Origin of the sequence: Streptomyces sp. NPDC006655 (assembly GCF_040703965.1) — a bacterium.
Taxonomy (GTDB): Bacteria; Actinomycetota; Actinomycetes; order Streptomycetales; family Streptomycetaceae; genus Streptomyces.
Genome location: NZ_JBEYJU010000237.1, coordinates 1 through 2,010 on the forward strand (window position 1 = coordinate 1; position 2,010 = coordinate 2,010).

General features: G+C 66.9%; 3 protein-coding genes. All 3 read left to right on the plus strand.

Translation table 11 applies throughout. The annotated features are described in order from the left end of the window. Positions 1 to 9: 9 nt before the first annotated feature. A complete protein-coding gene (locus tag AB0958_RS44975; protein WP_366896270.1) occupies positions 10 to 117 on the plus strand; it encodes an IS3 family transposase in 108 nt (35 codons plus the stop codon). Between the two features lie 155 nt (positions 118 to 272). Further along, on the plus strand, positions 273 to 1,895 hold the full coding sequence (locus tag AB0958_RS44980) for an IS1182 family transposase (protein ID WP_366896269.1): 1,623 nt from the start codon (positions 273 to 275) through the stop codon (positions 1,893 to 1,895). A gap of 6 nt (positions 1,896 to 1,901) precedes the next feature. After that, positions 1,902 to 2,010 (plus strand): IS3 family transposase (locus AB0958_RS44985; RefSeq protein WP_366896271.1); only part of this gene is annotated, 109 nt, incomplete at its 3' end.

Sequence of the window (2,010 nt, forward strand, 5' to 3'; positions counted from 1 at the left end):
AACCTGTGGATGGTCATCAAGACCGAGTGCATCCGCGGCCGCATCTTCGCCACCAGAGCCGAAGTGAACCTCGCGCTCTTCGAGTACATCGACGGACCCTGTTGCCCAATTGAGTGAAGTCAGCACGTTCGCGGAGCGTTTGGCGCCTGCGGCCGCGAGCGTGGTGATCGGTGGCTCGTGGACGTGAACAGGACGTCTGGCCGTGAAACGGGGGTGGGGCGGTGTCCATGCACGCGGACACGGGGGCGGAGGTCCCCGCCGGGACACGGGAAGTGGCTCAGGCGGCGTTCCCCAAGGGCTGTCTGGCCATGCGGATCCGGGATGCTCTCGGCTCGCTGTTCCCGGACGAGGAGTTCCGCGAGGCGTTCGGAGTCCGGGGACGTCCCGGTGTCTCTCCCGGCCGGCTGGCTCTGGTCAGCATCCTGCAGTTCGCCGAGAACCTGACCGACCGCCAGGCCGCCCATGCAGTGCGAGCCAGGATCGACGTGAAGTACCTGCTCGGCCTGGAATTGACCGACCCCGGCTTCGACCACACCGTGCTGACCGGGTTCCGAGACCGCCTGCTGACTCACGGTCTGGAGGAGAGGATTCTGGACCTGCTCCTTGAGCGGCTGGCAAGGATGGGACTGGTTGCCTCCGGCGGGCGGCAGCGCACCGACTCCACGCACGTGCTGGCCGCGGTCCGCGCCCTCAACCGCCTGGAGTTCGTCGGGGAGACGCTGCGGGCCACTCTGGAAGCACTCGCCGCGGCCGCGCCGGAGTGGATCCGCGTGTCGATGGACCCCCTGTGGCAGGAACGGTACGGGGCGAGAGTCGATGCCTACCGGCTGCCGACGGATGAACAGGAGCGGCGTGAGCTCGCCCGGCAGATCGCCGTCGACGGATACCGCCTGCTCGAAGCCGTCTTCGCGTCCGCGGCGCCGGCATGGATTCGCCAGGTGCCCGCAGTCGGTGTCCTGCGCACCGTGTGGGTGCAGCAGTTCACCCGCACCATCAACGACGGCGAACAGGAGGTGGCCTGGCGGGGGAAGGACGATCTCCCGCCGAGCAGAGTACTGATCGCCTCGCCCTACGACCCTGAAGCCCGGTACGCGAAGAAGCGCGGTTCTGCCTGGGTCGGCTACAAGATCCACCTCAGCGAAAGCTGCGATGATCCTGCGGAGTCGCAGCGTCCCCACCTGATCACGGAGGTCATCACGACAGACGCCACCGTCAACGATGCGATGGTCGTCGATGAGGTCCACAACCGCCTCGCCGACAAGAAACTCCTGCCTGCGGAGCATCTCCTGGATGCCGGGTATACCTCCGCCGAACTGCTGGTAACCGCGCCAGTCGCCCTCGGCGTCAGCGTCGTCGGCCCCGTGCGTTCGAACAACACCCGACAATCCGTCGAGAAGAGCGGCTTCGGTAAGACAGCCTTCTCTATCGACTGGCAGGCCAAGCAGGCCATCTGTCCGACCGGCGCCACGAGCAGATACTGGACGCAGGGGGTGGACAACAACGGCCGGGACGCGATCCGCATCCGCTTCGCGACTGCCACCTGTGCACCCTGCCCCGTGCGCGACCAGTGCACCCGCTCCACCCAATACGGGCGGCAGCTGACCGTCCGCCCTCAGGAACAGGACGCGCTGCTGGAGCGCGTCCGCGCCGAGCAGAGTACAGACGAGTGGAAGGATCGCTACGCGGCCCGTGCAGGAGTGGAGGGCACCGTTCACCAGGCCGTCGCCGCTACCGGCGTGCGTCGGACCCGATACATCGGCCTCGCCAAGACGCACCTTGCACACGTCTTCACGGCGGCCGCCGTCAACTTGATCCGCCTGGACGCCTGGTGGAATGACATCCCGCTCGCCCGCACACGCACCTCTCGGCTGGCCGCCCTCGGCCTCGCAGCATGAGATCAATTGGGCAACAGGGTCATCGACGGCTTCTACAACCCCCGCCGCATCCAGAAACGACTCGGCTACCTCAGCCCGATCGAGTACGAGGAGAAGCACTACGCCGACCAGGCAA